Source organism: Marinobacter sp. (assembly GCF_052094685.1).
GTDB lineage: Bacteria > Pseudomonadota > Gammaproteobacteria > Pseudomonadales > Oleiphilaceae > Marinobacter.
This window is the reverse complement of sequence record NZ_JBQDKB010000047.1, coordinates 21008-28650: the sequence shown is the minus strand read 5'-3', so window position 1 is coordinate 28650 and position 7643 is coordinate 21008. Positions and strand designations below refer to the sequence as shown.

6 protein-coding genes are annotated in these 7643 nt (G+C 53.4%); 4 read left to right on the top strand and 2 right to left on the bottom strand.

What is annotated here, in order from left to right; genetic code table 11:
* The first annotated feature begins 80 nt into the window (after positions 1–80).
* The gene (ppsR, locus tag ACTH3S_RS10915) at positions 81–896 is read left to right on the top strand and encodes a posphoenolpyruvate synthetase regulatory kinase/phosphorylase PpsR (RefSeq protein WP_441809041.1); all 816 of its coding nucleotides are present in this window, start codon (positions 81–83) and stop codon (positions 894–896) included.
* A gap of 54 nt (positions 897–950) precedes the next feature.
* On the opposite strand, the gene ACTH3S_RS10910 is transcribed toward ppsR, so the two are convergent.
* Positions 951–3875: an insulinase family protein gene (locus ACTH3S_RS10910; RefSeq protein WP_441809039.1), complete on the bottom strand. Its 2925-nt coding sequence runs from the start codon at positions 3873–3875 to the stop codon at positions 951–953.
* Between the two features lie 100 nt (positions 3876–3975).
* Here ACTH3S_RS10910 and ACTH3S_RS10905 point away from each other — a divergent pair, with 100 nt between their 5' ends.
* The 3 genes from ACTH3S_RS10905 (at position 3976) to ACTH3S_RS10895 (ending at position 6981) form a co-directional block, all read left to right on the top strand.
* Complete coding sequence (locus ACTH3S_RS10905; protein WP_441809038.1) at positions 3976–4437, top strand: hypothetical protein; 462 nt, start codon at positions 3976–3978, stop codon at positions 4435–4437.
* Positions 4438–4550: 113 nt separating this feature from the next.
* Positions 4551–5828, top strand: a complete 1278-nt coding sequence (locus ACTH3S_RS10900; protein WP_441809037.1) for a PEGA domain-containing protein — start codon at positions 4551–4553, stop codon at positions 5826–5828.
* A 49-nt stretch (positions 5829–5877) separates the two neighbouring features.
* Positions 5878–6981, top strand: coding sequence for a response regulator (locus tag ACTH3S_RS10895; RefSeq protein ID WP_441809036.1), 1104 nt, complete (start codon positions 5878–5880; stop codon positions 6979–6981).
* Here the strand turns inward: ACTH3S_RS10895 and ACTH3S_RS10890 are convergent.
* Positions 6941–7552: a nucleotidyltransferase family protein gene (locus ACTH3S_RS10890; protein ID WP_441809040.1), complete on the bottom strand. Its 612-nt coding sequence runs from the start codon at positions 7550–7552 to the stop codon at positions 6941–6943. The genes ACTH3S_RS10895 and ACTH3S_RS10890 overlap by 41 nt on opposite strands.
* Between the last annotated feature and the right edge of the window lie 91 nt (positions 7553–7643).

Here is a 7643-nt window from a genome sequence, read left to right as displayed (position 1 = left end):
AACAACCACTGCGGAGTCTCGAACTTGGCGTGTATGATACTGTAACCTTCGGATTTTACCTAGGGAGCCGGAACAACACCATGAAACGTACAGCCTTCTTTATTTCCGATGGCACTGGGCTAACCGCCGAGGCTCTCGGACATAGCCTATTGGCCCAATTCGAAAAAATTGAATTTGAGCGTGTAACCGTACCCTATATCGACGACGTTGAAAAAGCCTGGGACATGGTTAAACGCATAAACAAAGCGACAGAAACCGATGGCGCGCGACCGCTGATTTTCGACACTATCGTGGACAGCAGCATCCGTGACATTATTTCGGACGCTCAAGGTTTTATGGTGGATATTTTCGGGACATTCCTGAACCCGCTGGAAAAGGAATTGCAGTCGGCTTCATCCTATTCCGTTGGCAAATCCCATGCGATCAACAACGAAGGGGTTTATGAGCGCCGCATCCACGCTGTAAACTTTGCTCTGGATAACGATGACGGTGCCCGCACGCGGCATTACGATGAGGCGGATTTAATTCTTGTGGGCGCTTCTCGCAGCGGAAAAACCCCCACCTGCCTGTATCTTGCACTCCAATACGGCGTTAAAGCTGCCAACTATCCGATTACCGAAGAGGATCTTTTGGATCAGCAACTGCCCTTGGCGCTTCGGCCTCACAAAGAAAAAATTTTTGGCCTAACGATTGAGCCTGAGAGACTGGCCACCATTCGCAATGAACGGCGCCCTAACTCTCGCTACTCGTCCATAAAGCAGTGCATGCTTGAAATTGAAGAGATTGAATTGATGTACCGGAGGGAGCGCATTCCGTTCCTGAACACAACGGCCTACTCTGTAGAAGAAATCTCGACCCGTATCATGGTCACCACCGGCTTGAAGCGGAACCGCTAAAAGTCCGAGTGCTGTACATGCAGGCAGACCGCTACCGGCCTGCCTGCTCTTTACTTACAGTTCCTGAATATTCAAGCCAAGCCCTTCCACAAGGCCTCGATTCTCGGGGCCAGTGACAACAGCTGTGCTCGCCTTTTCCGGCACCAGCCAAGTCGCGGAAACCCGCTTCAGGTCATCAAGTGTTACTGACAACACTCGCTCCCGAAAACGTGCCTGTTGCTCTGGGCTGCGCCCAAACAGCCTATTATGGAAGGCGTGGCGAGCAGCGCCAGCGGGTGAACGCGGACGATCAAGCTGACCAATCACCCCGAGAATAGACTCTTCCAGCTCCTGATATTCATGATCAGTTTCCTGAAGCCATACCAGCGCATTGTCGAAATCTTCAAGCGTTTCAACCAGGCGCGGATCTCGATACGAGAAAAAGCGGAAGTTGCCATTCACGCTATCTTGGGCCGCCCCACCACCATAGGCGCCACCTTTTTCGCGAATGGCTCTATGCAGATACCCGTTGCGCAGGAAGCCGCCAAGCACGGTTAGCGCAGCTGAATCAGGATGATCTATCGGCACGGTGCTGTATGCACGGGCGCAGAAGTTTACCTGCGTGGAGGTTAGCCAAGCTTCGCGAGTCACAAAACTTACGGGCTCCATGCTCCAGCGCGACGATTCAGCGCCTTTGTCACTCTTCCAGCAAGATTTAAGGTCGTCGATCAAAGCGGGAAGATGCTCCTCCTCACCAATAACCAGGAATTCTCGCGCTTGCTTGCGAATTCGGCTGTGCAAGCTCGCAAGCTGTTGGCAGAACTCGTCAAGGGCAGCCGGATCCTTCAGGGACTGATCCAGTTCTTTAGTGCCCCGAATACCAGCCAAGCCACCAAGCCGGAACGACAGCCAAGCACCTGGGCTCACGCCTTGGGCTGCAGCCCCCATGGCCAACGCATGGCCACTTCCCGTTACCGCCTGCTCTCGGCGGGCGCGGATCTGGGCCATGATTTCCCGGATACGATCTTTTTCATCAAACCGGGCACTGGTATACACATCCCGAAGTAGCTTAGTCAGCACGGTCCGGTTACGAGCCAGCGCTTTGCCGCTGAATATCATATAGCCCGTGAGATCTTGAACGTCATCAATACGGCCTTTGGCGGTAAAGGAGGCGCCAATACCACCAGATTCTGCCGAAATTCTATCCTGCATCTGCAGGTAGTCCAGGTCGCCACAACCCACTTCAGAAATCAGGGCGCTGTAATACGGCAGCAGCAATAATTCTTCTTCGTTCAGCGCCGGTAGAGGGAGAACCACCTGCTCGTAAACCAGTCCGTTAGTGCCGCGCGCAAAAACGGTGGCAGAGATATCGCCATCAAAGCGACTTTCCGGTTCCGGCATTTGCAGCGGCACATCGGTCAGATCCACTTTCGGCAGGATGGAGTCATCATCCTTGCGCATCTGGCGCTCTTCCAGTGCTTGCGCGCGCTCAACAATCTGTGCGACTTCTTCGCTAGATAGCTCAGCTTTGCGCTTTGCCAGGGCTTCGCTAATTGCCTGTTGGCGACGTGCATCCAACTGGTCATCCGGGCGCAAAGTGAGCGTTACCCGGTGCGGGTTATCCAGCAACTTGCGACGAATGAGGTTCGGGATGAACTGCGGGTCGCGGATTTTCTCCCGCAAAGTTGCCAAAACCGGTTCCAAATCAAGCAACTCAACCGGGTCGCCACCGTGAACCATGGGGGCAATCGCACTCATGATCAGTTGAAGGCCATAAGGGAAGCTGTCTCCGGCAATTTCACGCTGATGCAGTTCCAACTGGTGAAGAATCGCTTCCAGCCGCTCTTCGCTTACGCCCTCTTCGACCACCTTTTGCAGCGTGTTTTCGAGAAGTGCCTCGAGGTCTTTTTGCCTCTCCGGCTCACTGCCTTCAATACCGCAAACAAAGGTCATTTCCCGGTTGGAATCCTCCAGACCGCACATGGGCGAAGGCGCGAGACCAATATCGGTTGTTTCTAGTACCCGCATCAGCGGCGAGGCGCTGTTTTCCAGCAATACGGCAGACAGCAACTGTCCTTCGAGGTTTTCTTGTAAATCAAAGCTGTGACCCAACAACCAACCCACAACAATATGAGTTTTGTTGGCTGTGTCTTCACCTTCATTCACGCCATAGCCTTGTTCCACGCGTACCGGCGCGTACATGCGCTTTTCATCGCACACTGGCAGCTCGATATCCAGCTTGTCGAAACGCTTAAGCGCGAGCTCTTCAAACCGCTCGTGATGCTCATGGGCCGGGATATTGCCGTAGGTGGCAAAAATCGCGTTGCTTGGATGGTAATGGTGCTTATAAAAACGAATCAGATCGTCGTAACTCAGATCAACAATATGATCTGGCTCGCCACCGCTGTTGTAGTGATAGGTGGTCGTCGGGAACAGGTGGCTGCTCAGGTTCTGCCAAAGCTGTGAGGTGGGCGCACTCATGGCACCTTTCATCTCGTTGTACACAATGCCCCGGTACACCAAGTCGGTACTTGGGTCGTCCGGCTTTTCAAATTCCAGGCGATGACCTTCCTGAGCAAAGTCCAACGGATCCAGCTTGGAGAAAAACACCGAGTCCATATAAACCGATAGCAGATTATCAAAATCTTTGCGGTTCATACTCGCGAAGGGATAAGCCGTCCAATCGCTGCTGGTGAACGCGTTCATAAACGTATTCAAAGAACGGCGAATCATCATAAAGAACGGATCGCGAACAGGATAGCGCTCACTGCCGCATAAGGCCGTATGCTCAAGCACATGGGCAACGCCAGTCGAATCCATCGGGAAGGTTCTGAGTGCCACAAAAAAGACGTTTTCTTCATTATCCGCCGCAAGATGGAGGTGGCGGGCACCGGTTTTTTTGTGGCGATACTCTTCAACATCAAGATTGAGCGTATCGATCCGGTGACTGCGAAGCTTCTCAAAAGCCGGATGGGTTGGGTTATCGATCACTGCAGTCATTCAAACTATCCTGTCGTTAAACAATTGGAGAATGACAGGGTAACACGTAGTATCAATTATCATGTATGCGTCCCACAGCGAAAAGGTAACAACCAGATCCATGAGCACATCTTCAGGCCCAGTAACAGCCTCGCAGGCTCCCGAAGTAGCCGTCTATTGGGCAGAACGTCGTCGGTACCTGGAGCGTATCCGTCAATCCCCGGAAGTCAGGCAACGCTTCTGGCGCGAGGTCGTTATCTATTTTGCCCGCCGCCTGCTGTGGTCGTTCGGCTTCTTCCCGGTCTTTATGGCCTTCTGGGTACCCTTCGTGCTATCCAGTTTCAATCCGGTTGTGATGGCGTCGGACCTTATCCCCCTGCTCCAGGATTTTGTGAACGCCAATCCCGAAGTTCAGGCTACAACGCTCAGCACTCTGGCCATTGCCTGGGCCTCTATTGGCTTCTTCTTTCTGATTTTTGATTTCATTCTCACACCGTTTAAGTCGCCCTATGCGTACGAGGCCGATGTGTACATGCGGGCGTGGGAACAGCTCAATCATGATCAACTTCCGGCCAAAGTGTGATTTGGCCGGCATTCTCGTCAAGTTCAGGCACTTTCTGTTACAGATCTGAGCCCTCACTGGTTAAGATGAAACAGCTACCGAATTTGTAGAATGCAGGATTAAGAGGTTCCGCCATGGTCGATTTCAGACCACTTCTATTTTTGAATGCTCTGGCCCTTATGCTTTTGGTAACCGCCGGCTTTGCGTCTATTCATCATGAACAGCCAATCGCCGATGCCGCTCAGCGATCGGTACAAGAAAAACAACGGCCTAATCCTGTCAACAAACCGCTGGCACAGAACGCTAAGAAAACTGTCGCCAACATTCCGGCACCGGTTCCCGCGCCTGTCGCTGAAACAGCACAAGCGCAGGCCGAACCTGAAGTTTTGCCCGAGCAGGCAAACGTACATACCAAGCCTTTCAGCATGCCAGAACTTCCCGAAGAGCCTCTACTGGCCGCAACTACAGAGCCGGCACCAACAACAGGCGCTCTTATTCTACGCTCAAATGTGGCAGGGGATCATGTTGAGATCAATGGCAAGGATTATGGTGAGACACGCCTGGATCTTGAACTGGCACCTGGCAAGTATGACATTACGATCAGCAAAGCCGGCTTCAAGCCCTGGCACCAGCGTGTCGCTCTCGATGCAGGCAATGAGTTAACGCTGTTGGGCATACTGGAAGCCTACACCACCGTTAACTACCGCAATGGCGATTGGCTCGGTGACGTAAAAACCGGTGATGGAACATACAAAGACAGCGATGGCCTCAAATACGAAGGTCATTTTGTAGACGGTAATTTTCACGGAACAGGGACAGCCTGGTACCCAGATGGCAGTCGTTATGAGGGTGATTGGGAGAATGGCAGCCGCACCGGCGAAGGCGTATGGCGCGAAGCAGATGGCTCCAGCTATACCGGCCAATTCCGAGTAAATGCATTTCACGGCCAGGGCACGCTCACGCTTGGCAATGGTGATATTCTGACCGGAGAATGGTCTCAGGGCCGGCTGAACGGCCATGGATCCCTGACAACGGCCGGCGGCATGCTATATGTGGGCGGGTTCCGTAACAGCGACTTCCACGGGCGTGGCACCCTCACCTATCCAGACGGCCGCCACTATGAAGGTGATTTTTCCAATGGCACCTTCCATGGCAGCGGCTCGGAAGTGTTTGCCAATGGCAAAAAATACGAAGGCGAATACATCGAAGGCAAGTTCCACGGCAACGGCTTACTGCGCAACCCGAATGGCAGCTCCATCGAAGCAACTTTTCGCCACGGTGAACCCTATGGGAAGGTACACCTGACCACCGCGGCCGGCGAGATATTCACCGCCCGCACCGCAGAGCCCGGCGTGTGTTATCGGGACAAAAGCTACAGGGCAACACAGTGCCCGAAATTGGAAGGCTGGTAATATCAGCCCGATAACCAACGCGATTGAAGTAACAGCTTGAGGTAGTGAGATGGCGATCAAGAACGCTCTTTTGGTGGACGATTCCAAAGTAGCCAGATTTGCTCTAAGCAAATTGCTGGAAAACCGTGACATGCAGGTCAAGATGGCATGCTCTGCCGAAGAGGCCCTGGATTTCCTCAGTAGCAATGAACACCCAGATGTCATCTTCATGGATCACCTGATGCCCGGAATGAACGGCGTGGAAGCCACCAAGGCTATCAAGAGCAATCCAAATACCGCCGGCATACCAATCATTATGTGCACCTCCCAGAAATCGTCTTCGTTCACCAAAGAAGCGAAGAACTTCGGGGTTTACAACATCCTGACCAAACCAACACAGCCGGACGGCCTTGGGTTGGTGCTGGAGCAACTGGCAATCGACGTAACCGACGGAGCCTTACCAGCCGCACCCTTGTTTGAATCAGAGCCAGAGGCAGAAGCAGACGATAACTTCACAGGCATTCCAGACGACCCATCGCTGGACATGAACCCCCAACAAGCTGAAAGCAAGCCCGCTCTGAATGGCGACGCCTCACCCAGCGTTGTGCCTCTTACGAGCGATCTGATTGAACAAATTTCTCGCTCCGCGGTTAAAACCCACGTTAATAACCGCCTTCATGAGCTACTCAGCTCATTGTTTGACGAGCAATTCGATCATTTGAAGCGGGCACTAGAAGAATCTCGCGGCAAGCAAGAGAGTATGATTGAAGAGCGCTTGAACGCGATGAGCGGGCTGGTGGAGCAGCGCACTCATAATCTGAAAGACGAAGTAGCCGCCGAGGTAAACCTCAACCTGGGCCGTGAGCTTGCCGATCTCAAAAAAGAACTCTCACGCAACTCTGGCTTCACCAGCGATCACATGGCTGAACTGAAAGACCACATCACCAGCGTGCAAACCATCGACACCGAGTTTTGGCAGACACTTCAATCTGAAGCCATACAGCAGGCTCACGAAATATCCCGTGAAACAGCTGAAGACATTGCCCAGCGCACGATTGATCTTTTTGTGTCGCAACAGCGCTCGGCTTCATCCAAAATTTATACCGTAGCGCTGGCCGCCAGTCTGGGGGTGTTCAGCCTGGGAATTGCCTGGCTTGCTGGCTTGTTTGGCTAATGGCCTTGCGAATCCTTTGCCAGTCTTCCGGTGTGTCTATGTCATCACGGACACCCGGAATATCCAACCGAGTTGCATTGGCTAAGGCCAATATACGACCTGCGCCCCGATCACCTTCAAGTGTCAGCACTTCGGGCCACAACCAACGAGGCAGATAGGCCGGTACACCAGGGTGCCGACCATAATCCGCCGCAGCCGGCTGCCTGGGAAAACACCGAGCCGCGTCGCCAAACGCCTTAAGAGCCTGCCTGTCTAACAACGGCTGATCCGCAACCAGCACAAACACACCCTTCACACTCGGCCCCAGGCTACGAATGCCTGCGGCTAGAGAAGCCGCCATACCCAACTCCCAGTCTGCCACTGGCACCCACCGAGACGGCTGGGCCCGGCAGCGAAAGCGCACCAGCGGGTACCAGGCACCACACACCACACGGACATCCGTGCTGAGCAACCTGCCCTGGCCAATAGCACAGTCCAACAGAGTACGCCCTTGCCCAGTCTTTTCAGGTCGCTCACTCAGGCTAAGTAACGCCTTGGGGCGCCCAAAACGTCGCGAAGCCCCCGCTGCCAGAACAAGTGCTGGAAATTCCTGATCGATGTCATGGCAAGAGGCAGTTATGATGTCGCTCCTAATTAAGGGGTGAAAACGTCATTCGGATTTT